The following is a 26,351-nucleotide window of genomic DNA, read 5'->3' as shown; positions in this document are numbered from 1 at the left end:
GGGGAACCGTGTTCGACACAGTGCTGGTCGCCAACCGGGGCGAGATCGCCGTACGCGTCATCCGTACGCTCCGCTCGCTGGGCGTGCGCTCGGTGGCGGTCTTCTCCGACGCCGACGCCGACGCGCGGCACGTCCGGGAGGCCGACACGGCCGTACGGATCGGCCCTGCGCCGGCCGCCGAGAGCTATCTGTCGGTGGAGCGGCTGCTGGAGGCCGCCGTCCGTACGGGTGCGCAGGCGGTCCATCCCGGGTACGGCTTCCTCGCCGAGAACGCGGGCTTCGCGCGCTCGTGCGAGGAGGCGGGGCTCGTCTTCATCGGGCCGCCGGCGGACGCGATCGCGCTCATGGGCGACAAGATCCGCGCCAAGGAGACGGTGCAGGCGGCCGGGGTGCCGGTGGTGCCGGGAGGCCGGGACCCCGAGCTGGCCGAGGCGGCCCGCGCGCTCGGCGCACCCGTACTGCTCAAGCCCTCCGCCGGTGGTGGCGGCAAGGGCATGCGGCTGGTGCGGGACATGACCGTGCTGGAGGAGGAGATCGCCGCCGCCCGCCGCGAGGCCCGCGCCTCCTTCGGCGACGACACCCTGCTGGTGGAGCGGTGGATCGACCGGCCCCGGCACATCGAGATCCAGGTGCTGGCCGACGGCCACGGAAACGTCGTGCACCTCGGCGAGCGCGAGTGCTCGCTCCAGCGGCGGCACCAGAAGATCATCGAGGAGGCGCCCAGCGTGCTCCTCGACGAGGCCACGCGCGCGGCGATGGGCGAGGCGGCCGTACAGGCGGCCCGCAGCTGCGGGTACCGGGGTGCGGGCACGGTGGAGTTCATCGTGCCGGGCAGCGACCCCTCGCAGTACTACTTCATGGAGATGAACACCCGCCTCCAGGTGGAGCACCCGGTCACCGAACTCGTCACCGGACTGGACCTGGTGGAGTGGCAGCTGCGGGTCGCGGCCGGCGAGGAGCTGGGCTTCACGCAGGACGACGTGACGCTCACCGGGCACGCGGTGGAGGCCCGCATCTGCGCCGAGGACCCCGCGCGGGGTTTCCTCCCCTCCGGCGGCACGGTCCTGCTCCTGAACGAACCGCGGGGCGACGGCGTCCGCACCGACTCGGGGCTCAGTGAGGGCACGGAGGTCGGGAGCCTGTACGACCCGATGCTGTCCAAGGTGATCGCCCACGGCCCCGACCGGGAGACCGCGCTCCGGAAGCTGCGGGCGGCCCTGGCGGAGACGGTCACGCTGGGCGTGCAGACCAACGCGGGGTTCCTGCGGCGGCTGCTGGCGCATCCGGCGGTCGTCCGGGGCGACCTGGACACCGGACTGGTCGAACGGGTCGTGGACGACCTGGTCACCACGGACGTGCCGGAGGAGGTGTACGAGGCGGCGGCCGCCGTACGCACGAAGGCACTGCAGCCCTACGCGGACGGCTGGATCGACCCCTTCTCGGTGCCGAGCGGCTGGCGGCTCGGCGGCACCCCGAAGCCGCCCGCCTTCCACCTCCGGGTCCAGGACCCGGTGACGTACACCCCGCGCGGCACGGCGACCGTCGCCGATGCCACGGTCCGCGTCACCCTCGACGGCGTACGGCACACCTTCCACCGCGCCGGTGACTGGATCGGCCGGTCCGGCGACGCCTGGCAGGTACGGGACCACGACCCGGTGGCCGCGTCCCTCAGCCGGTCCGCGCACGCGGGCGCCGACTCCCTCACCGCGCCGATGCCCGGCACGGTGACCGTGGTCAAGGTGGCCGTCGGCGACGAGGTGACCGCCGGGCAGAGCCTGCTGGTGGTGGAGGCGATGAAGATGGAGCACGTCATCTCCGCCCCGCACGCGGGCACGGTCGCCGAGCTGGACGTGACCCCGGGCACGACGGTCGCGATGGACCAGGTGCTCGCCGTGATCGCACCGCACGACGAAGAAGGGGTGGTGGCGCAGTGACCGTGAACGGTCTCCCCATGGTCGTACCGGCGTCCGGACTGCCCGCGCGGGTGCGGATCCACGAGGTCGGCGCGCGCGACGGGCTGCAGAACGAGAAGCGGACCGTACCGACCGAGATCAAGGCGGAGTTCATCCGCCGGCTCGCCGGCGCGGGTCTGACGACGATCGAGGCGACGAGCTTCGTGCACCCCAAGTGGGTGCCCCGACTCGCGGACGCGGAGCAGCTGTTTCCCCTGGTGAAGGACCTGGACGTCGCCTTGCCGGTCCTGGTGCCCAACCAGCGCGGCCTGGACCGCGCGCTGGCGCTCGGCGCCGGCCGGGTCGCCGTCTTCGCCAGCGCCACCGAGTCCTTCGCGAAGGCCAACCTCAACCGCACGCTGGACGAGTCGCTGGCCGTGTTCGAGCCGGTGGTGCGGCAGGCCAAGGACCGGGGCGTGCATGTGCGCGGCTATGTGTCCATGTGCTTCGGCGACCCGTGGGAGGGTGCCGTCCCGCTGCACCAGGTGGCCCGCGTCTGTACGGCCCTGAGGGACATGGGCTGCGACGAGCTGAGCCTCGGCGACACGATCGGCGTGGCCACTCCGGGCCACGTGCTCGAACTGCTCTCCCTCCTCAACGAGAAGGGCGTGCCGACGAACGTGGTCGGCGTGCACTTCCACGACACCTACGGCCAGGCGCTCGCGAACACCCTGGCCGCCCTCCAGCACGGCGTCACCACCGTGGACGCCTCGGCGGGCGGGCTCGGCGGCTGCCCGTACGCGAAGTCCGCCACCGGCAACCTCGCCACCGAGGACCTCGTCTGGATGCTGCACGGACTCGGCATCGAGACCGGGGTCGACCTCGGCCGTCTCACCGCCACCAGCGTGTGGATGGCCGCCCATCTGGACCGGCCCAGCCCGTCCCGTACCGTCCGCGCTCTCTCCCACAAGGACCAGTGATCAGCATGGACCACCGTCTCAGCCCCGAGCTGGAGGAACTCCGCCGTACGGTGGAGGAGTTCGCGCACGATGTCGTGGCGCCGAAGATCGGCGACTTCTACGAGCGGCACGAGTTCCCGTACGAGATCGTCCGCGAGATGGGCCGCATGGGTCTGTTCGGGCTGCCGTTCCCCGAGGAGTACGGCGGTATGGGCGGCGACTATCTGGCGCTGGGCATCGCCCTGGAGGAACTGGCCCGGGTCGACTCGTCGGTCGCCATCACCCTGGAGGCGGGCGTCTCGCTCGGCGCCATGCCCCTGCACTTGTTCGGCACGGAGGAGCAGAAGCGCGCGTGGCTGCCCCGCCTGTGCTCGGGCGAGATGCTGGGCGCCTTCGGCCTGACCGAGCCGGACGGCGGCAGCGACGCGGGCGCGACCCGTACGACGGCCCGCCTGGACCCGGACACCGACGAATGGGTGATCAACGGCACGAAGTGCTTCATCACCAACTCGGGCACGGACATCACCGGTTTGGTGACGGTCACCGCCGTGACCGGCCGCAAGCCGGACGGCAGGCCGCAGATCTCGGCGATCATCGTCCCGTCCGGCACCCCGGGCTTCACGGTGGCGGCGCCCTACTCGAAGGTCGGCTGGAACGCCTCCGACACCCGTGAGCTGTCGTTCGCCGATGTCCGGGTCCCGGCCGCCAACCTGCTCGGCGAGGAGGGCCGCGGCTACGCCCAGTTCCTGCGCATCCTGGACGAGGGCCGGATCGCGATCGCGGCCCTCGCGACGGGCCTGGCCCAGGGCTGTGTCGACGAGTCGGTGAAGTACGCCAAGGAGCGCCAGGCCTTCGGCCGGCCCATCGGCGCCAACCAGGCCATCCAGTTCAAGATCGCCGACATGGAGATGAAGGCCCACACGGCCCGCCTGGCCTGGCGCGACGCGGCCTCGCGGCTGGTCGCGGGCGAGCCCTTCAAGAAGGAGGCGGCCCTGGCCAAGCTGTACTCCTCCACGGTCGCCGTCGACAACGCCCGCGACGCCACCCAGATCCACGGCGGCTACGGCTTCATGAACGAGTACCCGGTGGCCCGCATGTGGCGCGACTCCAAGATCCTGGAGATCGGCGAGGGCACGAGCGAGGTCCAGCGGATGCTCATCGCGCGCGAACTGGGCCTGGTGAGCTAGGCGGCTGCGCGGGAGTCAGCCCGGCCGAGAGGGCCTCGGTGAGGCGGGCCGTGTGCCCGTAGGCCCGCAGGGCGGCGGCCAGGGCGCGGTCCTGGGCGGCCGGGTCGGCCAGGGCCTCGTCCAGCCGGGCGGTGAACCGGGTCCAGCGGGCCCGGTCACCGCTCGTGTAGTAGCCGATGCCGTCGGTGCCGTCCAGTCCGTAGGCGCGGCTGACGTACCGGCACAGGTGCAGGGCACCGAGGGTGGAACCCTCCAGGACGTACAGGAAACCGAGCAGCGAGAGCGGGTCCGCGGCGGCCGTCGTACGGATGTCCGCCGCGAAGGCCGCCGCGTGCGCCGCCGGCCACCGTCCGGGGGTGGTGCCACGGTCGGCGAAAAGGCGCAGATCCCGCTCGATCAGCGGCACCTTGCGCAGGTCCTCCGCCGCCCACAGATCGGCGACGGACGGGACGGCGGCTCGGGAGAGTTCCGTCTCCAGTTCGTCCAGCACCAGCCGCAGGGCGGCCAGTTGGGCGGTGTATCGGGTGAGCGGGAGCGTGCCGGCGAACAGTGCGGCGGCGAAGCCGGTGCGCTCCAGCTCGTCGTGCCGGTCCCGGGTGGCGGAGCGCAGCAGGGCCGAGGCGGAGGCGGTCGTCGTCATGTCGCGCTCCGCTGCCGGAGGGTGTCGTGGAGGCGGTCGACGAGGTGGCCCTTGCGCTCGACGGTGAGATCGAAGTAGGCGGCGCTGTCCGCGGAGCGGCACACGCTGCGCACGGCGTCCTTGGCGGCCTGTTTGCGCTCGACGGCTTCGGCGGACAGGGCGAGGAGCGTCCGGTGCAGGTCCGGATGGCCGAGGACGTACGACCGCAGCTGCTCGCCGCCCGGCTCGGACAGGCCGTCCGGGGGCGGGGAGCCGAGGAGTTCGAGGAAGACGCGGTTGCTGAGCCCGTCGAAGTCCTCATGGGTGCGGGCGCCCGCGAACTCCGGCACGAAGTCCGTCAGGTCGTTGAACAGCTGGCTCGCGAGGCCGAGTTGGCGCATGGCCTCGTTCAGGGTGTCGCGCTCCTCCGCGACGACGCGCAGGGCCGCCAGCGCCGCGTCGAGCGGCATCCGGAACAGGGTGCCGGTCTTCAGTGCGGCCGTCGACTCCCAGAACGCGACCCGCTCGTCGTGCGGCGCCCCGGCCAGCTCGGCGCGGGTGCGGGGCGAGCGGGTGGCGATGTCGACGGCCTGCCCCTGGAAGCCGTGGGCCACCGACCCGAGCAGGCTGCCGACGACGTCGGGATCGGCGGCGTGCGCCAGGGCGGCCGCGATCAGCCATGAGCCGGTGTTGACGGCGAGCGGCACGCCGTGGGTGCTGTGCAGGGCGGGTTCGCCGTAGCGTACGGCGCTGCCGTCCTGGACGTCGTCGAGCGCGACGGCGGCCTTCAGCAGGACGCGGACGGCGACGGCGGCCCGGCGGACCGCGGCGAGTCCCTCGTCCGCTGTGTCCGGCTCGCCGAATCCCCGGTAGTTGCGGTAGGCCCAGTAGACCATCGACGGCCGCAGCGGCCGTCCCCCGCCGGGCGCGCCGGGAGCGGGACGCAGGGCCTCCTGGCCCACCTTGGAGCCGACGGCGTCGGCGACCGGCGCGTACAGGGCGCGCGTGAGGGCGGCGGCGTAGACGGATTCCGCCGCGCCGGACGGCGCCGGGGCCAGCCCCGCGAGGAAACGGTCCAGGTCCGCCTCCAGGAGCGCGGCGTCCTCGCGGACCACCGCCTCCACATCCACACCCGACATCGTCGTCACGCCCACCTCCGGCCGCCTGGAACAGCTCCGCACGGGAGCCGACGTGCGGCTGAACGTAGCGAGACATGATCCAAACAGCCAGGGAAGCGAAGGAAGTCGGAGGGACGGACGACCGAGGTTGGCCGGATTCGTCTCCTTGCGCGGGCCGCGCGGACCACCCCGGACCCTGGACGCCAAGGAAGGTTAGGCTAACCTACCTTCGAACCTGTCCGGCGGGCGCTCCGCCCCGTTCGAAAGCAGTCACACCCATGTCCCATGCCCGTGCCACCCACCTCACCCGCCGCGGCCTCCTCGCCGCGGGCGGCGCCGTCGGACTCGGCGCCGCGCTCGCCGCCTGCGGGGACGACAAGGGCAAAGACAACGGCTCCGGCAGCGGGACGCAGGCCGCCGGGTCCGGCCCCTGGTCCTTCAAGGACGACCGCGGTACGACCGTGCGGCTCGACAAGGTCCCGGCGGACATCGTCGCCTTCACCGGCGTCGGCGCCGCGCTCCACGACTACGGCGTCCAGGTCAAGGGCGTCTTCGGGCCGACGACGACCAAGGACGGCAAGGCCGATGTCCAGGCCGGCGACATGGACGTCAGCAAGGTGACGGTCCTCGGCAACGCCTGGGGCCAGTTCAACATCGAGAAGTACGCCTCGCTCGCGCCGGACGTGCTGATCACGACGATGTTCGACGACGCGGGCACGCTCTGGTACGTCCCCGAGGAGTCGAAGAAGAAGATCGCCCAGCTGGCGCCCAGCATCGGCATCTCCGTCTACGACCGCCGGCTCACCGAGCCGCTGCAGCGCATGTGGGAGTTGGCCGAATCGCTCGGTGCCGACATGAAGGCCGCGAAGGTGACCGACGCCAAGAAGCGGTTCGAGGCCGCGGCCGCCCGGCTGCGCGCCGCGGCCAAGTCCAGGCCCGGCATCAAGGTGATGGCCGGCAGCGCGAGCGACCAGCTCTTCTACGTCTCCGGCACCAACCTCTCCATCGACCTGGAGTACTTCAAGTCCCTCGGCGTGGACTTCGTCGAGCCGCCGGAGAGCGCCAAGAAGCAGGGCGGCGGCTGGTACGAGTCGCTGAGCTGGGAGAACGTCGACAAGTACCGGGCCGACATCATCATGATGGACGACCGGTCGTCGACGATCCAGCCGGCCGACATCACCAAGCCGACCTGGAAGAAGCTGCCCGCGGTGAAGGCGGGCCAGGTCATCGCCCGCTCTCCCGAGCCGATCCTCTCGTACGACAAGTGCGTGCCGCTGCTGACGAATCTGGCCGAGGCCTTGGAGAAGGCCAAGAAGGTGAGCTGAGGAGCCTCTCATGACGACGGCCGTAGCCGCTCCGTTCCGTTTCTTCTCCCTGCAGGTCGTACGGACGAGGCGGCTGGGGCCGTCGCTCGTCCGTGTCACCTTCGGCGGAGCCGATCTGCACGCGCTCCACTCCGACGGGCGCGACCAGTCCCTCTCCCTGTTCCTTCCGCACCCGGGCCAGCCGGAGCCCGTCGTACCCCTGGACCTGGGGGACGGCTGGGGGCAGGCCTGGCGGGAACTGCCCCTCGACGTACGGGCCGTGATGCGCTCGTACACGCTCCGGTCCCTGCGCCGGGACGCCGAAGGCAGCACGGTCGAGATCGACATCGACTTCGCGCTGCACGGCATCGAGCCCGGCGCCGCCACCCCCGCCGGCCCCGCCTCCCGCTGGGCCTCCCGAGCCACCCCCGGCGACCGGGTGCTGCTGCTCGGCCCTGCGATCGCCGACAACCGTGCCATCCGCTTCCGTCCGCCCGAGGACACCGACCTGGTCGTGCTGTGGGGCGACGAGACCGCCGTACCCGCCGCGACCGCCATCCTGGAGTCCCTCCCCGCCGGCGCCCGCGTCCGGGCCTGGCTGGAGGTGCCGCACGCCGGTGACATCCAGGACGTGCGCACGGACGCGGACGCGGAGATCACGTGGCTCGTACGGCACGACGGGTCCCCCATGGCCGTCGACGCCGTACGAGCCGCTCGACTGCCCGCCGCCGAGCGGCCGTACGTGTGGCTCGCCGGTGAGTCCGGGCGGGTCAAGGCGCTGCGGCGGCACTTCGTCGGCGAGCGGGGCATCGACCGGCGGCGGGTGACCTTCGTCGGGTACTGGCGGCAGGGGATGACCGAGGAACAACTGCGGACCGCGGAGTAACTCCCTTGCGCGTGACACCGGTCACGGGTGAGGCATGCCTTGATCCAAAAAACTTAGGTTAGGCTAACCTAAGTCGAGAGCGGCTCCCGACCGCTCGGACCCCCCGCACGGAATGTCCCCTCGGAGGACCCCCACATGCGCTCGCACCTGCTCAATGGCCTCACCGCGGAGCACTACCGCAGCTCCGTGACCGAAGGAGTCGAGCGGGTGGCGGCCAAACTCGCCGCCACCGACCGTCCGTTCACCGGCGTCGCCGTCGACGCCCTCTCCCCCCGGATCGACGCCATCGACCTGGACCGCCCGCTCGGCGACACCGCGGCCGCCCTGGACGAGCTGGAGGACGTCTACCTCCGCGACGCGGTCTACTTCCACCACCCCCGCTACCTCGCCCACCTCAACTGCCCGGTCGTCATCCCGGCGGTGCTCGGCGAGGCCGTGCTCTGCGCGGTCAACTCGTCCCTCGACACCTGGGACCAGTCGGCCGGCGGCACCCTCATCGAGCGCAGACTCATCGACTGGACGGCCGCCCGGATCGGCCTCGGCCCCGCCGCCGACGGCGTGTTCACCTCCGGCGGCACCCAGTCCAACCTCCAGGCGCTGCTGCTGGCGAGGGAGGAGGCCAAGACCCACTCGCTCGCCCGGCTGCGGATCTTCGCCTCCGAGGTCAGCCACTTCAGCGTGCAGAAGTCCGCCCGGCTGCTCGGGCTGGGCCAGGAGGCGGTCGTCCCCGTCCCCGTCGACCACGACAAGCGGCTGCGGACCGTCGCCCTCGCCCGCGAGCTGGAGCGCTGCCGGCGCGACGGGCTGGTCCCGATGGCCGTCGTCGCCACCGCGGGCACCACCGACTTCGGCTCCATCGATCCGCTGCCGGAGATCGCCGGGCTGTGCGCCCAGTACGGCGTGTGGCTGCACGTCGACGCGGCCTACGGCTGCGGGCTGCTCGCCTCCCTCAAGCACCGGGACCGCCTCACCGGCATCGAACGCGCCGACTCCGTCACCGTCGACTACCACAAGTCCTTCTTCCAGCCGGTGAGTTCGTCCGCCGTGCTGGTCCGGGACGCCGCCACCCTGCGCCACGCCACCTACCACGCGGAGTACCTCAACCCGCGCCGCACGGTGACCGAACGCGTCCCCAACCAGGTCGACAAGTCCCTGCAGACCACCCGCCGCTTCGACGCCCTCAAGCTGTGGATGACCCTCAGGGTCATGGGCGCTGACGGCATCGGCGCGCTCTTCGACGAGGTCTGCGACCTGGCGGCGGAGGGCTGGCGGATGCTGGCCGCCGACCCGCGCTACGACGTCGTGGTGGAGCCGGCCCTCTCCACCCTGGTCTTCCGCTACATCCCGGCGGCCGTCACCGACCCGGGGGAGATCGACCGCGCCAACCTCCACGCCCGCAAGGCCCTGTTCGCCTCCGGTGACGCCGTGGTCGCGGGCACCAAGGTGGGCGGCCGCCACTACCTGAAGTTCACCCTCCTCAACCCCGAGACCCGGCCGGCCGACATCGCCGCCGTCCTCGACCTGATCGCCGGCCACGCCGAGCAGTACCTGGGAGAGTCCCTTGACCGCGCTTGCTGAGACGTACGACTTCGTGGGGATCGGGCTCGGCCCCTTCAACCTCGGCCTCGCCTGCCTCACCGAGCCCATCACCGGCCTGAACGGGGTCTTCCTGGAGACCAAGCCGGACTTCGAGTGGCACGCCGGGATGTTCCTGGACGGCGCCCACCTCCAGACCCCGTTCATCTCGGACCTGGTCACCCTCGCCGACCCGACCTCGCCGTACTCCTTCCTCAACTACCTGAAGGAGAAGGGCAGACTGTACTCGTTCTACATCCGCGAGAACTTCTATCCGCTGCGGGTCGAGTACGACGACTACTGCCGCTGGGCGGCGAGCAGACTCGGCAGCGTCCGCTTCGGCACGACGGTCACCGAGGTGACGTACGAGGACGAGCTGTACGTCGTCCGCACGGAGGCCGGTGCAGAGTTCCGCGCCCGGCACCTGGTCCTGGGCACGGGGACGACCCCCTATGTCCCGCAGGCCTGCCAGGGTCTGGCCGGCGACGTCGTGCACACCTCCCAGTACATGCACCGCAAGGCGGAGTTGCAGGCGAAGAGGTCCCTCACGATCGTCGGCAGCGGCCAGAGCGCGGCCGAGATCTACCACGAGCTGCTCGCCGAGATCGACGTCCACGGCTACCAGCTCAACTGGGTCACCCGCTCCCCGCGGTTCTTCCCGCTGGAGTACACCAAGCTGACCCTGGAGATGACCTCCCCGGACTACATCGACTACTTCCGGGCGCTGCCCGAGGAGACCCGCTACCGGCTGGAGAAGCAGCAGAAGGGCCTGTTCAAGGGCATCAACTCGGATCTGATCGACTCGATCTTCGATCTGCTCTACCAGAAGGACGTCGAGAGCGGCGACCGCCCGGTCCCCACCCGCCTCCTCACCAACTCCTCTCTCACACAGGCGAGTTATCAGGACGGCAGCTACACCCTCGGCTTCCACCAGGACGAGCAGGACAAGGACTTCGAGATCCGCACCGAGGGCCTGCTGCTGGCCACCGGCTACCACTACGAGCCCCCGGCCTTCCTCGCCCCGATCCGGGACCGCCTCCGTTTCGACGGGCACGGCCGCTTCGACGTCGCGCGCAACTACGCCATCGACGTCACCGGGCGCGGCGTCTTCCTGCAGAACGCCGGCGTCCACACCCACAGCATCACCAGCCCCGACCTGGGCATGGGCGCGTACCGCAACTCGTGCATCATCCGCGAGCTGCTCGGCACCGCGTACTACCCGGTCGAGAAGACCATCGCGTTCCAGGAGTTCGCAGCATGACGTTCACGTTCCGTACCGTCGACCCGCTGAAGGACGGCGAGCTCCTGCACTCCTGGGTCACCCATCCCAAGGCGGCCTTCTGGATGATGCAGGACGCGAGGCCGGAGGACGTCGAGCGGGCCTACATGGAGATCGCGGCGGACGAGCACCACCACGCGCTGTTCGGGCTGCGCGCCGGGGAGCCGGTGTTCCTGATGGAGACGTACGACCCGGCGCACCGGGAACTGGTGGGCCTGTACGAGGCGCGGCCCGGTGACATCGGCATGCACTTCCTCACCCCGGCGACCGACACGCCCGTCCACGGCTTCACCAGGTCCGTCATCACCGCCGTGCTGGCCCGCCTCTTCGAGGACCCGCGGACCCGGCGGGTCGTGGTCGAGCCGGACGTGCGCAACACGGCCGTGCACGCGCTCAACGAAGCCGTCGGGTTCGTGGCCGAGCGGGAGATCCGGAAACCGGAGAAGCAGGCCCTGCTGAGTTTCTGCACGCGGGAGCGGTTCGCCGCCGCGACGGGGGTGGCCGCATGAGCCCCGCCGACGCCGTGGCCCATCTGTCCGCCGAGCGCTGGGCGGCCGCCGGCCGGCTGCTGATACGCAAGGCGCTCGCGGAGTTCGCGCACGAGCGCCTGATCACGCCGGATTCCCTCGACGACGGGCGCTACGCCGTGCGCAGCGACGACGGGCGGACGGCCTACCGGTTCTCCGCCGTCCGCCGCGCGCTCGACCACTGGCAGATCGACGCCGACTCGATCACCCGCCACCGCGAGGACGCCGAGCTCCCCCTGTCCGCCCTGGACTTCTTCATCGAGCTGAGGACATCGCTGGGCCTGAGCGACGAGATCCTGCCGGTCTACCTGGAGGAGATCTCCTCCACCCTCTCCGGCACCTGCTACAAGCTCGCCAAGCCCCGCGTCACCTCGGCGGAGCTGGCGGGCAGCGGCTTCCAGGCCATCGAGACCGGGATGACCGAGGGCCACCCCTGCTTCGTCGCGAACAACGGGCGGCTCGGGTTCGGCATCCACGAATACCTGTCGTACGCCCCGGAGACCGCGAGTCCCGTCCGGCTGGTGTGGCTGGCCGCGCACCGCTCGCGGGCCGCGTTCACGGCGGGTGCCGGGATCGAGTACGAGTCGTTCCTGCGGGAGGAGCTGGGCGTAAGGACGCTGACCCGTTTCCGCGCCACCCTCACCGGCCAGGGCCTGGACCCCGCCGACTACCTGTTCATCCCCGTCCACCCCTGGCAGTGGTGGAACAAGCTCTCCGTCACCTTCGCCGCCGAGGTGGCCCGCCGGCACCTGGTCTGCCTCGGCGAGGGCGACGACGAGTACCTGGCCCAGCAGTCCATCCGGACGTTCTTCAACACCAGCGCCCCGCACAAGCACTATGTGAAGACGGCCCTCTCGGTCCTCAACATGGGCTTCATGCGCGGGCTCTCGGCCGCCTACATGGAGGCGACCCCGGCGATCAACGACTGGCTGGCCCGGCTGATCGAGAACGACCCCGTGCTGAGCGCGACCGGCCTCACGATCATCCGGGAGCGGGCGGCCGTCGGCTACCGGCATCTGGAGTACGAGCAGGCCACCGACCGCTACTCGCCGTACCGCAAGATGCTGGCCGCGCTGTGGCGGGAGAGCCCGGTCCCCTCGCTCCAGGACGGCGAGTCGCTCGCGACCATGGCCTGCCTGCTGCACGTGGACCACACCGGCGCCTCCTTCGCGGGCGCGCTGATCGAGCGCTCGGGGCTGACGCCCACGGAGTGGCTACGGCGCTTTCTACGGGCGTACTACGTCCCGCTCCTGCACAGCTTCTACGCCTATGACCTGGTGTTCATGCCGCACGGCGAGAACGTGATCCTGGTGCTGAAGGACGGGGCCGTACAGCGGGCGGTGTACAAGGACATCGCCGAGGAGATCGCGGTGATGGACCCGGACGCGGCCCTCCCGCCGGAGGTGCGCCGGATCCGTGTCGACGTCCCGGAGGACAAGAAGCTCCTGTCGATCTTCACGGACGTCTTCGACTGCTTCTTCCGCTTCCTCGCCGCGCATCTCGCCGCCGAGGGGATCACGGAGGAGGAGGCCTTCTGGCGCACGGTCGCGGAGGTCACCCGCGAGTACCAGGCCGCAAACCAGGACCTTATGGACAAATTCGAGCGGTACGACCTCTTCGCCCCGGAGTTCGCCCGCTCCTGCCTGAACCGCCTCCAGTTGCGCGACAACCAGCAGATGGTGGACCTCGCCGACCCCTCGGGCGCGCTCCAGCTGGCGGGCACCCTGAAGAACCCCATGACTGACCTGTAATGTCCGACTTACCCCGACATGCCGCAAATCTCGCTATTTCCCGGTTTAAGTCGTTGAGTCGATTTACCGAAATTGCGTGACCCAATTCACTTACGAAGCTTCCTAAGATCCCAAGCGGCCCTTTATTTCCGGATTTCCCAGCGGTCTGACCCTCGCCGGCACCGAAGGCAACTAGCCGGCTTAGTAAAGAGGGTAATTGCCGAGTTTTTTCCTGGCGGCTAAGAATGTTTCCGCCGCAGGCACCGCTAAACGAAATGCGATGCTGTTTGCCGAGGAAAAACGGCAACTGCGGGTGATCAATTCCCGGAAAAGGACCGCTCCATGCCTCGTCATGCCCGCAAGCCCTCGTCCCGGGCGCGCCGATTCCTCGCCGGCGGCGCCATCACCGCCGGCACGTTCGCCGTGGCCTGCACGGCCTCGCTGGGCACCGCCCAGGCCGCCACCGCCGCCACGTCCACCGGCGCGAGCAGCTACACCGTCAAGGCCGGCGACCACCTGGCGTCGATCGCCCGGACCCTCCACGTGCCGGGCGGCTGGCCGGCCATCGCGTCGGCCAACCACCTCGCCAGCCCCTACACCCTCCAGCCGGGGCAGGTCCTCAGCCTGCCCGCCGGGTCGGCCTCGACCAAGGCGGCCACCACCAAGGCGGCCACGACCAAGGCGGCCACGACCAAGGCGGCCACGACCAAGGCGGCCACGACCAGCACGCCCTCCGCCACGTCCGCCGCCGGTCAGACCTACACCGACAACCTGGACGGCTGGATCAAGCACTCCCTGGCGATCATGGCCCAGAAGGGCATTCCGGGCACCTACAACGGCATCTACCGCAACATCATCCGCGAGTCCTCCGGCAACCCGAAGGCCATCAACCTCTGGGACTCCAACGCGGCCAAGGGCACCCCGTCCAAGGGCCTGCTCCAGGTGATCCAGCCGACGTTCGACACCTACCACGTGCCGGGCACCTCGACGGACATCTACGACCCGGTCGCCAACATCACCGCCGCCTGCAACTACGCGTACCACCGCTACGGCTCGATCGACAACGTCAACAGCGCGTACTGATCGCGAATTCCCCCCAACCGACATGCCGTTCGCAGTGCAGTCACACACACCTCTGCATTGCACCGGCAAATGAACGGGCACCCCGGAGCACGGTCCTCCGGGGTGCCCGCCGGTCATTGATCAGTTCTTCGGCCAGGGGACCTGTGGTGAGCGGTAATAGGTGATGCCGAGGGCGTCCCAGCGGGGGGACTGGGCGGCCAGGCGGACCTTGTAGGTGTTCCAGTTGTGGGTGGCCGCCGGGGACCAGCCCAGTTCGGCCGCGCCGGGAAGGCGGGGGAACGCCATGTACTCGATGTTCGCCGATGTCTTCAGCGTCTCCGACCACAGGGGTGCCTCCACACCCCGGATGGCCGAGCTCGGGGCGCCGGGAAGGTAACTGCCCGGGTTCCAGTCGTACGACCGCTGCACCTCGACGTAACCGGCCCACTTCGTGCCCAGCCCGGTGGTGCTGGTGTACTTCATGTCGAGGTAGACCCGGTCCGCCGGGGACAGGATCAGCCCGGTGCCGTTCTGGGCGGCCTGGGCGACCTGGGCCTTCTCGGTCGCGCTGGTGCTGTCCAGGCCCCAGTACTGGGCGAGGGCGCCCTTGGCCGGGTGCGCGCCGGTGAGCTGGTGCCAGCCGATGACGGTCTTGCCGTACTTGGCCACGATCGGCTGCACGCGGTCCATGAACGTCACGTAGTCGGCGTGGCTGGTGGAGTGCGCCTCGTCGCCTCCGACGTGGAGGTAGCGGCCGGGGGTGAGCGCGGCCAGCTCCCTGATCACGTCGTCCGCGAAGGTGTACGTGACGTCCTTCGGCACGCACAGCGAGCTGAACCCGACCTGTGTGCCGGTGTACAGCGGGGGTGCCACGCCGTCGCAGTTGAGCTGGGCGTAGGAGGCGAGAGCCGCGTTGGTGTGGCCGGGCATGTCGATCTCGGGGACGACCTCCAGATAGCGGGAGGCGGCGTAGGAGACGATCTGCCGGTACTGGTCCTTGGTGTAGTAGCCGCCCTTGCCGCCGCCGACCTCGGTGGAGCCGCCGTAGGTCGCGAGGCGCGGCCAGGAGTCGATGGCGATGCGCCAGCCCTGATCGTCGCTGAGGTGCAGATGCAGCTCGTTGATCTTGTACATCGCCAGCTCGTCGATGTACCGCTCGACCTGCGCGACGGTGAAGAAGTGCCGGGAGACGTCCAGCATGGCGCCCCGGTAGGAGTAGCGGGGGCGGTCCTCGACGGTGCCGCCCGCGATCTGCCAGGGGCCGGGCTGGGTGGTCTTCTTCTCGACGGCGGGCGGGAGGAGCTGACGCAGGGTCTGGACACCGTGGAAGAGGCCGGCGGGGGCGCTCGCGGTGATGGTGACGCCGGCCGGGTCGCTGTGCAGCCGGTAGCCCTCGGCACCGAAGTCGCCCTGGGTGAGGTGGAGTTGGATGCCGCCCATGCCTCCGGCGCCCTGGCCGGTGGTGATCGGCAGCGGGTAGCCGGTGGAGGGCCGCAGGATGCCGGTGAGGTAGCTGCCGATGCGGCGGACCTCGGCGGAGTCGTCGACGTGGACGCCCGTCGCCCAGGTGATGCGGTACGGAAGCCCGCCCGGCGCGACCGAGGCGGGCGCCGGGACGACCCGGTCCAGCTCTGTCGGGGCGGCCGCCTGCGCCGTGGGGGCCGCGGTGAGGGTGAAGACCCCGGCCGCCGCCAGAAGCAGCAGTGATCCGAGGATGCGGGGCGTTCGGGGAGTCGTGCTGTGGTTCCGTCTCACATGCGCTCCCTTCAGAAGTGGTCGAGACCACTCTCCCGCAGATCCGGTGAAACAATCCCTCCATGGCGGAAATCATCCAGAAGGACGGCACCTGGGCCTTCGACGGCGATGCCCTGCGGCTCACCCCGGGGCGGGACAAGAACGTGAGCCCGCTCCGCCGTGAACTGGGCGAACTCGTCGTACCACTGGGGGCGTTGGCCGGTGTCTCCGTCGAGCAGGGGCGGCGGTCGGGGCGGCTCAGGCTGCGGCTGCGCGACGGCGCCGATCCGCTGACGCAGGCCACCGGCGGCCGGCTCGCCGAGTCGGACGACCCGTACCAGCTGACGGTGGAGTCCGACCGGTACGGCGTCGCCGAGTACCTCGCGGACGAGGTGCGCAACGCGCTGCTGCTGGACGGGGTTTCACCGGATCCGGTCGACGGGTACCTGCTGCCCGGGCCGCCGCTGCCGGTGTCCGCCTCCGCCGGGGACGGCACTGCGGGCTTCGACGGGGAGCGGGTGCGGCTGGAGTGGAACTGGAAGACGGAGGACGCCAAGTCCTCCGGCGGCCCCCGCACGATCCCCCTCGCGGACGTCACCGGCGTGGAGTGGCAGCCGGCGGCCGGGCTGGAGAACGGCCATCTGCGCTTCCTGGTGCGCGGCGCCCCCGTGACCGCCCCGCCCAAGTACGACCCGAACGCCGTCGAGCTGTGGGGGTTCAAGAAGGATCCGCTGATGGCCCTGGTGGCCGCCGCCGTACAGGCGCGCCTGCCGCATCCGGCGGCCGAGGCGGGCGTACGGAGGGAGCCGCCGCGGCTCGCCAAGGAGCCGGAACCCGCGGAGAACGAGCACGACGCCCTGCTGCGGCGCCTGCGCGAGCTGGGCGAACTGCGGCGCGACGGGGTGCTGACGGACGACGAGTTCGCCCTGGCCAAGCAGGCGGTCCTCAAGCGCATGTGAGAGCGCAGGTGAGCGCGCGGGTGAGGACCGCCCGCCGGGTGCCCTACTTCGCCGTGCGGGAGACGGTGAAGTGGTCGATGCGGTCGCCGGTCTCGGCGATGCCCGACACCTTCAGCGTGGTCTGGCGGCCCTTCGGCGCGGGGCAGACGTCCACGCGCAGGAAGGAGTAGTTCAGGTAGCGGACCCGGGACCAGGTGACGGTCTCGTTGACCTTGCCGTCCTTGGTGTTGATGAAGGACGCGACCGAGTCGACCTCGTTCTCGTGGCCCTCGTAGGAGTCAGGGGCGCTGAACGCGTACAGGCTGCGGCCCGCCGCGCCGGCGGTGACGTAGACCACGCCCTCGGTCTCGGAGTACGCCGTACCGCCGATCGGAAGCTTCTTGGTGACGGCGCCGGCCTTGATGACGTCGGTGCGCTCGTACTGGTGGTTGTGGCCGTTGATGACCAGGTCCACCTGGTACTTCTCGAACAGCGGCACCCACTCCTGGCGCACGCCCCCCTCCGAGGCGTGCGCCGTGGACGTGCAGTAGGCGCAGTGGTGGAAGAACACGATGATGAAGTCGATGTCCTTCGACGCCCGGTACGTCTTCAGCTGGGCCTCGAACCACGTGGTCTGGGTTCCGCCGGAGATGCCCAGGTTCGCCGGGATCTCGAAGGAGACGTCGTTCGGGTCCAGCGAGATGATCGCGGTGTTGCCGTGGACGAAGGAGTACACACCCGGCAGGTTCTTCGCGTCCGGGCCGTTGTCCGGGAGGCTCCAGCGGGCCTCCTCGCCGCCGTAGCCGTTGGGCGAGTACCAGGCCTCCATGTCGTGGTTGCCGTAACTGACCATCCACGGGATCTGCTTGGCGACCGACTCGGTCTGGGCGAGGAACTGGTCCCAGGTACGCGAGTCGAAGCCGGTGTCGGTCGCCTTGCCCTGGCCCGCCGGGTCGCCGTAGGCGATGTCGCCGGCGTGCAGGTGGAAGGCCGGGTTCTGGCCGAGGATCAGGCTGTCGTTGGCCAGGGCGTGGTAGCTGACACCCTGGTCACCGAAGGCGGTGAAGGTGAACGGCGCCTTGTGGGCGGGGGCGGTGGTGAAGGTGCCCAGCGTGCCCGCGAGGTGCGGCTCGGCCGGGTCGAAGCCGTCGTGGCCGACGCCGTAGTAGTAGGTCCTGCCGGGGCGCAGGTGGGTGAGCTTGGCGTGCAGGTAGTACTGCGTGTGGTCGCCGCTCGCGCCGACACCGGCCGGGGTGTAGAGGGTGCGGACCTCGGCCTCGATCTTGCGGGAGAGGTCCCAGGGGTGGGCGCCGATGCGGATGAACGGCCTCTTCACGGCGACCGGGACCTGCCACGAGACCGTCATCTCGGTGCGCGGGTCGTTGCCGTAGGCGAGGTGGCGGCCGAAGGGGGCGACGAGCGCGCCGTCGACGGTCTCGGTGGCGGGCGCGGTGCGCTGCGTGGGCACGGCCGCCTGGGCGGTGGCGCCCGGCACGAACGCGCCACCCGCGACGGCGCCCAGGGTGACGGCGCCGCCTCTGATCAGATTGCGCCGTGAGAATCTGGCGCGCAGGTACTCATGCTGCTCGGCCATGCTCATGCGCGCGGCCAGCTTGTCGGGTACTCCCATACGAGGAATGTCCATGGCGTCTGAAAATGGTCCACATCTTCAACGAGACTCAGGCCACAAGATGGACGCCCGGCGAACAAATGATCCATAGGTCGGGACCCTGTGACTGCCCGAAATCGGGCAGGATTCTTGCGAAACCGTCGCCGGTACCCCAGGATCTACCGGGTGCACGACGAACTCGTTGATCATCTGACGCGGTCCACTCCCCTCGCCAGGGGCGAGGCGCTGCGGGTGATCCAGGACGTGCTCGCCTACTTCGACGAGTCGACGGAGGACTACGTCCGTCGCCGCCACCGCGAGCTCCAGGCCCAGGGCCTGGTGAACGCGGAGATCTTCGAACGGATCGGGGCGGATCTGAAATACCGAGCGGTGGCACCGCCCGAGCTGACGCTCAGGCAGCTGCGCCGCATTGTCTACGGCTAGGAATACCTCTACATGTGCGGAATTGTCGGATACATCGGGAAGCGTGACGTCGCCCCTCTCCTCCTGGAGGGTCTGCAGCGGCTGGAGTACCGCGGCTACGACTCGGCGGGCATCGTCGTCACCGCCCCGAAGGCGCCCGGCCTGAAGATGGTCAAGGCCAAGGGCCGGGTGCGCGACCTGGAGGCGAAGGTCCCGGCGCGCTTCAAGGGCACCACCGGCATCGCCCACACCCGCTGGGCCACCCACGGCGCCCCCTCCGACGTCAACGCCCACCCGCACATGTCGGCCGACAACAAGGTCGCCGTCGTCCACAACGGCATCATCGACAACGCCGCCGACCTGCGCCGCAAGCTGGAGGCGGACGGCGTCGAGTTCCTCTCCGAGACCGACACCGAGGTCCTCACCCACCTCATCGCCCGCTCCACCGCCGAGAAGCTCGAGGACAAGGTCCGCCAGGCGGTGCGGGTGATCGAGGGCACGTACGGCATCGCGGTCCTGCACGCCGACTTCCCCGACCGGATCGTGGTGGCCCGCAACGGCTCCCCGGTCGTGCTCGGCATCGGCGAGAAGGAGATGTTCGTCGCCTCCGACATCGCCGCCCTGGTCATGCACACCCGTCAGATAGTGACCCTGGACGACGGCGAGATGGCCACCCTCAAGGCCGACGACTTCCGCACCTACACCACCGAGGGCACGCGCACCACCGCCGAGCCCACCACGGTGGAGTGGGAGGCCGAGTCGTACGACATGGGCGGCCACGACACCTACATGCACAAGGAGATCTTCGAGCAGGTCGAGGCGGTGGACCGGGTGCTGCGCGGCCGCATCGACGACCGCTTCTCCACCGTGCACCTCGGCGGCCTCAACCTGGACGCCCGCGAGGCCCGGCAGATCCGCCGCGTGAAGATCCTCGGCTGCGGCACCTCGTACCACGCGGGCATGATCGGCGCCCAGATGATCGAGGAGCTGGCCCGCATCCCCGCGGACGCCGAGCCGGCCTCCGAGTTCCGCTACCGCAACGCGGTCGTCGACCCCGACACCCTCTACGTCGCCGTGTCCCAGTCCGGTGAGACGTACGACGTCCTCGCCGCCGTCCAGGAGCTGAAGCGCAAGGGCGCCCGGGTCTTCGGCATCGTCAACGTGGTGGGCTCGGCGATCGCCCGCGAGGCGGACGCCGGCATCTACGTCCACGCGGGCCCCGAGGTCTGCGTGGTCTCCACCAAGTGCTTCACCAACACCACCGTCGCCTTCGCGCTGCTCGCCCTGCACCTGGGCCGCACCCGTGACCTCTCGGTCCGCGACGGCAAGCGGATCATCGAGGGCCTGCGCCGGCTGCCCGAGCAGATCACCGAGATCCTCGAGCAGGAGGAGAAGGTCAAGGAGCTGGCCGAGCTGTACGCCGACGCCCGCTCGATGCTGTTCATCGGCCGCGTGCGGGGCTACCCGGTGGCCCGCGAGGCCTCCCTGAAGCTCAAGGAGGTCTCCTACATCCACGCCGAGGCCTACCCCGCCTCCGAGCTGAAGCACGGCCCGCTGGCCCTGATCGAGCCTGCCCTGCCCACGGTCGCGATCGTCCCCGACGACGACCTGCTGGAGAAGAACCGCGCCGCCCTGGAGGAGATCAAGGCCCGCAGCGGCAAGATCCTCGCGGTGGCCCACCAGCACCAGGAGAAGGCCGACCAGACGATCGTCGTCCCGAAGAACGAGGACGAACTCGACCCCATCCTGATGGGCATCCCGCTCCAGCTGCTGGCCTACCACACGGCAAAGGCCCTGGGCCGCGACATCGACAAGCCGAGGAACCTGGCGAAGTCGGTGACGGTGGAGTAGGAGACCGCCCCACCACGGCAGCGATAATTGAGCAACCCCCGCGGCGAGCAACCATGTCCGCGAGAGCGGCGCCGGTTTAGGCGCAAAAAGGGGTCCCCCACGTGTGCCACCTGTCACGTGGGGGACCCTCCCGTGCTGCACGGATCAGCCGGCGGCCGTCACCCCCCGGCCCGCAGCACGACCCGGAAGGGCCGTCGGCCAGTGAGCCAGCGTGGCCGTCGCCGCGTACCACGCCACCGCACCGGACACCGCGGCGACCCAGCCACCCACCTTGGCCAGAGACGAACTGTCGGCGAAGGCCGCGACGGCCAGCACCAGCATCGCCAGGAACAGCAGCCCGTGCATGACCTGTCCGAGGCTGTCCCCGCCGGCGACGGTCAGGGTGAGCGCCACCAGGGCGAAGAGGAGCAGGAAGAGTCCGGCCGCGTCGGCCGAGCCGTGGTCCGCGACGGCCCAGGTGAACCACAGCGCACCGAGGGCCACAAAACCCGTACCGGAGGCGCTGTCACCGCCACGGAAGGCCAGCAGGCCGACGAGGAACAGGGCAACTCCGCCCACGTAGTGGGCGACTGAGACGGCGTCGGACGCGGCCACGCCGTGAATGACACCGGTCGTACCGATCCCGAACGCCAACAGGGTGATTCCCAGGGCGAGTCGGCCGACCACGGTGGTGTTTCCGCTTCCCGCAGAGACTTCGTTGTCCACGGCGGGCTCCCTTCATGCAGTGCTGTTGCGCGGTGACCGATATATGCCCTTCACAAGGGCACAAACCACCTCTACGCGCGAGTAGTTTCGCGCTGCACAAAGGGAGTTGGACGTGGGGCGACTCAGGGGATGACGATCACGGGCCGCTTCGCCCGCTTGGCGAGCCGTCCGGCGACAGAGCCGAAGATCCGGCCGACGATGCCGTGCGTGGAGCCGACGACGATCGCGTCCGCCTCGTACTCCCGCCCCACCTCTTCGAGTTCGTGGCAGATGTCGCCGCCCCGCTCGACGAGGATCCACGGCACCTCGGCCAGATAGTCCGCGCACGCCAGCTCGAGGCCGAGGACCTCGGTGCGGTGGTCCGGCACGTCGACGAAGACGGGTGGCTCGCAGCCGGCCCACACGGTGGTCGGCAGCCGATTGGCGACATGGACGATGATCAGCCCCGAGTGTGAGCGGTGCGCCATGCCGATGGCGTAGGCGAGGGCGCGCTCACTGGAGGTGGAGCCGTCGAAGCCGACGACGACTCCGTGCCGGAAGGCTGGGTCGCAGAGCGGGCGTGACTCTGGCGCCGCCAGGGGATCGGCCGCCGTAGGGTCGGCGACCGGCCGCTTGCGGTCCGCGGGTTCGAAGAATTCGTGACCGGCCATGGCTGTCTCGGCGTTGTGATCCTTTATGGGTGGGGACGACAGTGTGCGCGGAACTGCGTCTCGGAGCTGTGTCCGGGAAACATCTTCCCAACCCCATACCCCCAAGGGTACGGCGGCACGCCTCCCGAGCACAGATCCCGCGCACGCTCCGTAAGCGGTCCCCCGACGTCCGTAGGGGTTCACCGGAGCATGCACGAGCGACGCCCGTAACGCAATGGTTGCTGCCCCGTACAGGCGGTTTGCACAGGATCAACGGATGTACGGCCGGTGACCGATGGGTCGAACAGGCGTTGAACGGGTTGAGCCGCCGCCACAGGGAGTACGAGTCATGCCCGGTCGTCGATCCACCTCCGCGCCGCCGCCCGCGCCGGACACCGTGGGCGATGTGATCCGCTGGGCCGTCTTCAGCTGCGCACTCGTCCCCGTCGTCCTGATCTGGTACGGCACCTCGCCGGCCGGCGCGGCGGGCGCCGCCCTGGGCCTGGCCGGCGTCACGGCCGCGTGCCGGTACCTGCTGCGCCGGTCGGAGCGGTGTGCCCAGCGGTACGGGTGTGACGGCGAGGGTTCTGGCGTGCAAAGAGGCGGACGTCACACCCGCCGACAGACACCGGTCGACTGACCTGTTTCCGTACCCCTGAACGCTTCTTTTCAGCCAACTTCTGAACGGCGCCGTGCAGGGACCCCGACCACCCTCCAACCCCCGTTCGACCTGCACGGAAAGGGTCCACGGGCGACTGTGCACCCTACGCGGTTTGGCCACAGCGACAAGGCGCACTTCCCTGCACGGCCCGCGAGTGCAACGCTTCGTGATCGAATGCTTCACGCCAAGTTGTCATGTCGACAATTCGGGCGTGTGGAACTGGTCACCGTGAGACCGCGGGACCCAGTAGATTCGATCTTGACTGTCTTACGGCGGGGGACTCGTGCAGGACCGAGGGGAAACGTGCAGGAGCGACACAACCGAGGAGCCGCGACCACCGAGGGGGGCTTAGCAGTATGAGCCACGACTCCACTGCCGCGCCGGAAGCCGCGGCCCGGAAACTCTCCGGGCGACGGCGCAAGGAGATCGTCGCGGTGCTGCTGTTCAGCGGCGGCCCCATCTTCGAGAGTTCCATACCGCTGTCGGTGTTCGGGATCGACCGCCAGGACGCCGGCGTGCCGCGCTACCGACTGCTGGTGTGCGCCGGCGAGGAGGGCCCGCTGCGGACCACAGGGGGCCTGGAACTCAGCGCACCGCATGGGCTGGAGGCGATCTCCCGCGCCGGGACGGTCGTCGTACCGGCCTGGCGGTCGATCACCGCGCCACCACCGGAGGAGGCGCTCGACGCGCTGCGCCGGGCGCACGAGGAGGGTGCCCGCATAGTCGGGCTGTGCACCGGCGCCTTCGTCCTCGCGGCGGCGGGCCTGCTGGACGGCCGCCCGGCGACGACCCACTGGATGTACGCGCCGACGCTGGCCAAGCGCTATCCGTCGGTGCACGTCGATCCACGGGAGCTGTTCGTCGACGACGGGGACGTGCTGACATCGGCGGGTACGGCGGCCGGAATCGATCTCTGTCTCCACATCGTGCGGACGGACCACGGCAACGAGGCGGCCGGCGCGCTGGCCCGCCGTCTGGTGGTCCCACCGCGCCGGTCGGGCGGTCAGGAGCGCTACCTCGATCGGTCTTTACCGGAGGAGATCGGCGCCGACCCGCTCGCCGAGGTCGTCGCCTGGGCGCTGGAACACCTCCACGAGCAGTTCGACGTGGAGACGCTGGCGGCACGCGCCTACATGAGCCGCCGTACGTTCGACCGCCGGTTCCGCTCGCTGACGGGCAGTGCGCCGCTGCAGTGGCTGATCACGCAGCGTGTGCTGCAGGCCCAGCGCCTGCTGGAGACGTCGGACTACTCCGTGGACGAGGTGGCGGGCCGCTGCGGCTTCCGCTCCCCCGTCGCGCTGCGCGGCCACTTCCGCCGCCAGCTCGGCTCGTCCCCCGCCGCCTACCGGGCCGCCTACCGGGCCCGCAGGCCGCAGGGCGAGAAGCCGGCCGACGCGGAGCCGCCGCTGCACCCGTCCGGCCAGCCGGGCCCGCCGCCGGGCCTCGCGGGCCACGGCCCGGTGGGCCACGCGCCCGTGCTGCACCCGGACCGGGACAACGGGGTACCGATGCAGAGCCGCCGCACGGCGGCGGGCGCGGTGGGGCTGCTGCCGGGGCCGCGGAGCGGTAGCTGAGCGGGAGCGGTGACGGAGAGAGGGGGGACGAGCACATGCTCGCCCCCCTTTTTTCAGCTTGTGCAGCGCGGGCCTTTCAGCTTGTACAGCGCGGGCCTTCACCTTGTGCAGCGCGGGCCGGCAGCGGCCCGGCATCGGCACGGGGAGCCACAAAAGCTCAGGTCCGCTTTAGGGTGGACGCATGAACGATCGCATGGTGTGGATCGACTGCGAGATGACCGGCCTCTCGCTGTCCGACGACGCGCTCATCGAGGTGGCCGCCCTCGTCACCGACTCCGAGCTGAACGTACTCGGCGAGGGGGTGGACATCGTCATCCGCCCGCCGGACCGGGCGCTGGAGACGATGCCGGAGGTGGTGCGTCAGATGCACACCGCGTCCGGGCTGCTCGCGGAGCTCCCGAACGGCACGACCCTTCAGGACGCCGAGGAGCGGGTCCTCGCCTATGTGAAGGAGTACGTGAAGGAGCCCGGCAAGGCCCCGCTGTGCGGCAACTCCGTCGGCACCGACCGCGGCTTCCTGCTGCGGGACATGCCGACCCTGGAGGACTACCTCCACTACCGGATCGTCGACGTGTCCTCCATCAAGGAGCTCGCACGCCGCTGGTACCCGAGGGCGTACTTCAACAGCCCGGAGAAGAACGGCAACCACCGGGCCCTCGCCGACATCCGCGAGTCGATCGCCGAGCTGCGTTACTACCGCGAGGCCGTCTTCGTCCCGCAGCCCGGCCCGGACTCCGAGACCGCGAAGTCGATCGCCGCCAAGCACGTCCTGCCCGCGCGGTGACGGCACACCTGCACCCTTTCGGGGTCCGCTGGGCGGCCCGCGCGAAAACCTGTGCGCGAGCACCCCTTCGGACCCTGTAGACTTCTTCTCGGCCGGTCGGGGAAACGACGAGTTCAACCGCCGGTCGTGGTGGGTGTAGCTCAGCTGGTAGAGCACCTGGTTGTGGTCCAGGATGTCGCGGGTTCGAGTCCCGTCACTCACCCTTACCGATCAGCCGGTGACTCCGTCGCGAGACGGGTCACCGGCTGATCCATTTTCCCCGGCCGCCGACAGCAGGGTGCCGAGCACCGGGAACACCGTGTACCGGCCGGTGCGGGACATGACCCTCCCGGCAGTACAGGACCCCACGCCGGGGGACGCCGACCGTCACTGATCGGCGGGTCGCCTCTCCGGCAGCCGGCCGATGTCCGACACCGGGCCGAGGTGGTCGAGCTTGTCGGGGTTGGAGACGGCGCGGATCGCCCGGATCCTGCCGTCGGCGATGTCGAGCCCGATCACGCTGGCCACACGGCCTTCGGCATCGTGGATCACGCCACCCGGGCGGCCGTTGACCCGGACCACCTCGAGCAGGGCGCCCAGTCTCCCGACCCGGCGCAGGCCGCCGACCAGCAGCTGGGCGATGGAGCGCGGCTCGGTCACCGACTTCGCGAGCGCCCGCGCCTTGCCGCCGCCGTCCCCGTGGAACACCACGTCCGGGGCGAGCATGTCGAGCAGCGCGTCCATGTCGCCGCCCTCGGCGGCCTCGAAGAACCTACGGGCGAGCTCCTCGCCCTCCGCCCGCCGCACCGGGGGCGGCGGCGCGACGTCGGCCACCTGGCCGCCGGGGGCGATGCGCTTTCGGGCGCGGGCGAAGATCTGCCGGCAGTTCGCCTCGGACTTGCCGGTGAGCCCCGCCACCTCCGGGTAGCCGTACCCGAAGACCTCGCGCAGCACGAACACCGCCCGCTCGACCGGAGCGAGGGCCTCCAGCAGCACGAGGAACGCCATCGACAGCGAGTCGGACAGTTCGGCGTGTTCGGCCGGTCCGGGCCGGTCGGCGGACACCACGACCGGCTCGGGCAGCCAGTCGCCCACATAGGTCTCCCGCCTCACCCGCGCCGAGCTCAGGTAGTTGATGCCCAGTCGCGTCACCGAGGTGGTCAGGTACGCCTTCAGGTTCGCGACCGGGGCCCCGGCCCGGCGCGCCCTTGTCAGGCCGAGAAAGGCGTCCTGCACGATGTCCTCGGCGTCGCCCACCGATCCCGTCATCCCGTAGGCGATGGAGAACAGCAGCGACCGGTATCCGTCCGCGTCCCTCTCCGTCAC

The 26,351-nt window shown here is 70.3% G+C and carries 23 protein-coding genes and 1 tRNA gene; 17 read left to right on the top strand and 7 right to left on the bottom strand.

The genetic code is table 11. The annotated features are described in order from the left end of the window. Positions 1-8: 8 nt before the first annotated feature. The 3 genes from SRB17_RS01315 to SRB17_RS01305 are packed head-to-tail and all read left to right on the top strand — an operon-like array spanning position 9 to position 4,038. The gene (locus SRB17_RS01315; protein WP_323374816.1) at positions 9-1,934 is read left to right on the top strand and encodes an acetyl/propionyl/methylcrotonyl-CoA carboxylase subunit alpha; all 1,926 of its coding nucleotides are present in this window, start codon (positions 9-11) and stop codon (positions 1,932-1,934) included. After that, positions 1,931-2,872: a hydroxymethylglutaryl-CoA lyase gene (locus SRB17_RS01310; protein ID WP_323374815.1), complete on the top strand. Its 942-nt coding sequence runs from the start codon at positions 1,931-1,933 to the stop codon at positions 2,870-2,872. The genes SRB17_RS01315 and SRB17_RS01310 overlap by 4 nt, the downstream gene beginning before the upstream one ends. A 5-nt stretch (positions 2,873-2,877) precedes the next feature. Continuing rightward, positions 2,878-4,038 (top strand): acyl-CoA dehydrogenase family protein, encoded by a 1,161-nt coding sequence (locus SRB17_RS01305; RefSeq protein WP_153533877.1) that lies wholly within the window; start codon positions 2,878-2,880, stop codon positions 4,036-4,038. On the opposite strand, the gene SRB17_RS01300 is transcribed toward SRB17_RS01305, so the two are convergent. Together SRB17_RS01300 and SRB17_RS01295 are read right to left on the bottom strand one after the other, a co-directional pair. Further along, positions 4,007-4,678, bottom strand: coding sequence for a biliverdin-producing heme oxygenase (locus tag SRB17_RS01300; protein WP_153533875.1), 672 nt, complete (start codon positions 4,676-4,678; stop codon positions 4,007-4,009). The genes SRB17_RS01305 and SRB17_RS01300 overlap by 32 nt on opposite strands. Next, the gene (locus tag SRB17_RS01295; RefSeq protein WP_153535513.1) at positions 4,675-5,796 is read right to left on the bottom strand and encodes a polyprenyl synthetase family protein; all 1,122 of its coding nucleotides are present in this window, start codon (positions 5,794-5,796) and stop codon (positions 4,675-4,677) included. The genes SRB17_RS01300 and SRB17_RS01295 overlap by 4 nt, the downstream gene beginning before the upstream one ends. A 257-nt stretch (positions 5,797-6,053) precedes the next feature. Between SRB17_RS01295 and SRB17_RS01290 the strand changes: the two genes are divergently transcribed. From SRB17_RS01290 to SRB17_RS01260, 7 genes are all read left to right on the top strand, one after another. Further along, positions 6,054-7,100 (top strand): ABC transporter substrate-binding protein, encoded by a 1,047-nt coding sequence (locus tag SRB17_RS01290; RefSeq protein WP_153533873.1) that lies wholly within the window; start codon positions 6,054-6,056, stop codon positions 7,098-7,100. A gap of 10 nt (positions 7,101-7,110) precedes the next feature. Continuing rightward, positions 7,111-7,965 (top strand): siderophore-interacting protein, encoded by an 855-nt coding sequence (locus SRB17_RS01285; RefSeq protein ID WP_153533871.1) that lies wholly within the window; start codon positions 7,111-7,113, stop codon positions 7,963-7,965. A 135-nt stretch (positions 7,966-8,100) separates the two neighbouring features. Next, positions 8,101-9,543, top strand: coding sequence for a lysine decarboxylase DesA (desA, locus tag SRB17_RS01280; RefSeq protein ID WP_153533868.1), 1,443 nt, complete (start codon positions 8,101-8,103; stop codon positions 9,541-9,543). Continuing rightward, on the top strand, positions 9,527-10,801 hold the full coding sequence (locus tag SRB17_RS01275; protein ID WP_153533866.1) for a lysine N(6)-hydroxylase/L-ornithine N(5)-oxygenase family protein: 1,275 nt from the start codon (positions 9,527-9,529) through the stop codon (positions 10,799-10,801). Before desA ends, SRB17_RS01275 begins: the two co-directional genes overlap by 17 nt. Beyond that, complete coding sequence (locus SRB17_RS01270) at positions 10,798-11,328, top strand: GNAT family N-acetyltransferase (RefSeq protein ID WP_153533864.1); 531 nt, start codon at positions 10,798-10,800, stop codon at positions 11,326-11,328. The genes SRB17_RS01275 and SRB17_RS01270 overlap by 4 nt, the downstream gene beginning before the upstream one ends. Further along, on the top strand, positions 11,325-13,097 hold the full coding sequence (locus SRB17_RS01265) for an IucA/IucC family protein (protein WP_153533862.1): 1,773 nt from the start codon (positions 11,325-11,327) through the stop codon (positions 13,095-13,097). Before SRB17_RS01270 ends, SRB17_RS01265 begins: the two co-directional genes overlap by 4 nt. Before the next feature lie 321 nt (positions 13,098-13,418). Next, positions 13,419-14,159 carry a LysM peptidoglycan-binding domain-containing protein gene (locus tag SRB17_RS01260; protein ID WP_153533860.1) on the top strand — a complete coding sequence of 247 codons (741 nt, stop codon included), beginning with the start codon at positions 13,419-13,421 and terminating at the stop codon, positions 14,157-14,159. A 120-nt stretch (positions 14,160-14,279) separates the two neighbouring features. Here SRB17_RS01260 and SRB17_RS01255 read toward each other — a convergent pair whose 3' ends face one another. Further along, positions 14,280-15,893, bottom strand: a complete 1,614-nt coding sequence (locus tag SRB17_RS01255; RefSeq protein WP_323374814.1) for a beta-N-acetylhexosaminidase — start codon at positions 15,891-15,893, stop codon at positions 14,280-14,282. A 62-nt stretch (positions 15,894-15,955) separates the two neighbouring features. Here SRB17_RS01255 and SRB17_RS01250 point away from each other — a divergent pair, with 62 nt between their 5' ends. Further along, on the top strand, positions 15,956-16,831 hold the full coding sequence (locus SRB17_RS01250) for a DUF4429 domain-containing protein (RefSeq protein WP_153533855.1): 876 nt from the start codon (positions 15,956-15,958) through the stop codon (positions 16,829-16,831). A 43-nt stretch (positions 16,832-16,874) separates the two neighbouring features. On the opposite strand, the gene SRB17_RS01245 is transcribed toward SRB17_RS01250, so the two are convergent. Beyond that, on the bottom strand, positions 16,875-18,440 hold the full coding sequence (locus tag SRB17_RS01245) for a purple acid phosphatase family protein (RefSeq protein ID WP_153533853.1): 1,566 nt from the start codon (positions 18,438-18,440) through the stop codon (positions 16,875-16,877). Positions 18,441-18,605: 165 nt separating this feature from the next. Here SRB17_RS01245 and SRB17_RS01240 point away from each other — a divergent pair, with 165 nt between their 5' ends. Further along, complete coding sequence (locus SRB17_RS01240; protein ID WP_323374813.1) at positions 18,606-18,863, top strand: hypothetical protein; 258 nt, start codon at positions 18,606-18,608, stop codon at positions 18,861-18,863. A gap of 12 nt (positions 18,864-18,875) precedes the next feature. Next, positions 18,876-20,693: a glutamine--fructose-6-phosphate transaminase (isomerizing) gene (gene glmS / locus SRB17_RS01235; protein ID WP_153533849.1), complete on the top strand. Its 1,818-nt coding sequence runs from the start codon at positions 18,876-18,878 to the stop codon at positions 20,691-20,693. A 144-nt stretch (positions 20,694-20,837) separates the two neighbouring features. Here glmS and SRB17_RS01230 read toward each other — a convergent pair whose 3' ends face one another. Further along, complete coding sequence (locus SRB17_RS01230; RefSeq protein WP_323374812.1) at positions 20,838-21,398, bottom strand: GPR1/FUN34/YaaH family transporter; 561 nt, start codon at positions 21,396-21,398, stop codon at positions 20,838-20,840. A 122-nt stretch (positions 21,399-21,520) separates the two neighbouring features. Continuing rightward, on the bottom strand, positions 21,521-22,048 hold the full coding sequence (locus tag SRB17_RS01225; protein ID WP_153533846.1) for a universal stress protein: 528 nt from the start codon (positions 22,046-22,048) through the stop codon (positions 21,521-21,523). A gap of 328 nt (positions 22,049-22,376) precedes the next feature. On the opposite strand from SRB17_RS01225, the gene SRB17_RS01220 reads away from it, so the two are divergent. From SRB17_RS01220 to SRB17_RS01205, 4 genes are all read left to right on the top strand, one after another. Next, positions 22,377-22,667, top strand: a complete 291-nt coding sequence (locus SRB17_RS01220; RefSeq protein ID WP_153533844.1) for a hypothetical protein — start codon at positions 22,377-22,379, stop codon at positions 22,665-22,667. A gap of 377 nt (positions 22,668-23,044) precedes the next feature. Next, the gene (locus SRB17_RS01215) at positions 23,045-24,262 is read left to right on the top strand and encodes a helix-turn-helix domain-containing protein (RefSeq protein ID WP_153533842.1); all 1,218 of its coding nucleotides are present in this window, start codon (positions 23,045-23,047) and stop codon (positions 24,260-24,262) included. A gap of 181 nt (positions 24,263-24,443) precedes the next feature. After that, the gene (gene orn / locus SRB17_RS01210) at positions 24,444-25,046 is read left to right on the top strand and encodes an oligoribonuclease (protein ID WP_153533839.1); all 603 of its coding nucleotides are present in this window, start codon (positions 24,444-24,446) and stop codon (positions 25,044-25,046) included. A gap of 129 nt (positions 25,047-25,175) precedes the next feature. Further along, positions 25,176-25,248 (top strand) — tRNA-His (locus SRB17_RS01205). Between the two features lie 164 nt (positions 25,249-25,412). Here the strand turns inward: SRB17_RS01205 and sigJ are convergent. Further along, positions 25,413-26,294, bottom strand: a complete 882-nt coding sequence (sigJ, locus tag SRB17_RS01200; RefSeq protein ID WP_416237029.1) for an RNA polymerase sigma factor SigJ — start codon at positions 26,292-26,294, stop codon at positions 25,413-25,415. Positions 26,295-26,351 lie beyond the last annotated feature (57 nt).

The sequence above is a fragment of the Streptomyces sp. RB17 genome (genome assembly GCF_009604455.1).
GTDB lineage: Bacteria > Actinomycetota > Actinomycetes > Streptomycetales > Streptomycetaceae > Streptomyces.
The sequence above is the reverse complement of the archived record's forward strand: the minus strand, read 5'-3'. Positions and strand labels throughout refer to the sequence as shown.